The organism is Mesorhizobium kowhaii, assembly GCF_042431665.1.
In the GTDB taxonomy this organism is placed as follows: domain Bacteria; phylum Pseudomonadota; class Alphaproteobacteria; order Rhizobiales; family Rhizobiaceae; genus Mesorhizobium; species Mesorhizobium kowhaii.
Window position 1 is genome coordinate 3,271 of record NZ_JBHLYT010000129.1, and the last position, 1,081, is coordinate 4,351.

Annotated in this window: 2 pseudogenes; both read right to left on the bottom strand. The window is 63.0% G+C overall.

From position 1 onward, the window contains the following. Positions 1-631: pseudogene (locus ACFFNA_RS35960) on the bottom strand (transposase); the annotation flags it as partial. A gap of 44 nt (positions 632-675) precedes the next feature. Further along, a pseudogene (locus ACFFNA_RS35965) lies at positions 676-978 on the bottom strand (ISL3 family transposase); the annotation flags it as partial. Positions 979-1,081 lie beyond the last annotated feature (103 nt).

The window sequence follows — 1,081 nt, forward strand, 5'->3', positions numbered from 1 at the left end:
CGCTCAATGCGCACCGACCACTCGAAACCAAACTTGGCAACATTGTACAGCGGACCACGACCCAACGGCGCGGCAGGATCTCGAAGCCTTTGGCGCTGTCCGACCGCTTGATGATTTCCAACGTGAACTTGCCGAGCTTTTGCAAGGCGCCCCGCAGTTTCGGCCCGGCATAGCCGCCATCGGCGAAGACATGGCGCAGCCAGGGCCAGCGTTTGAGGATGGATTTCAAGACGGCCGGCGCGCCGTCGCGGTCTTGAATGTCGGCGGCGTGAACGACCACGCCACCATCAGGCCCAGCGTGTCGACGACGATGTGGCGCTTGCTGCCCATGATCTTCTTGCCAGCGTCGAAGCCTCGTATTCCGCCGCTTTCGGTGGTCTTGACCGTCTAGCTGTCGATGACGCCCGCCGTGGGGCTTGCTTCCCGGCCTTCGCGTTCGCGCGCCGCCCGACGAAGCTATATACAGAAGCGCGTTCACGACTTCGCGCAGATCCGTCTTGCGCGGCCGGCCGATCCGGTTCGGCGAAGGCATCAAACGCGCGATCAGCGCCCATTCAGCATCCGTGAGATCGCTTGCGTAACGGGCGCAGCGCCGCACATATTGCGGGCGAGTGGTTTCGGTCCAGGGCATCATGATCTCCGTCGAATCTCAGCAATCCGACAGAATCACAACCCGCTGAAATCACTCGTCAAGTGCCAGCGGTCGGCCACCTGGGTCGCCTTCGGCAGCGCCTTGGCTGCAGCCATAGCGTAGCCGCCGCCGCGGTCGCGCGCGACAATGCCGATCTGAGGCTGATCGGAGAGCCAGGCCTGGGCCGTTGCTGGCTCCCGGTCAGGCAGCAATGCGATGGTCTTGCGTCGCTCCAGGTCGCAGATGATGGTCCCATAGCGTTGGTTGCGTCGCCGCGCCCAGTCGTCGATCCCGATGATGGTCGGTGGAACAAAACGCTGGCTGCCGCGCCGCCGCACGACACGCAGCGGTTCTGTCGCAAATCGTGATTTCGGTCACGACGCGACGCTTTCGCGCCAATGATCAGGCGGCAAGGATCTCGAACTGCTCGGCAATTGAAGGGCATGGATT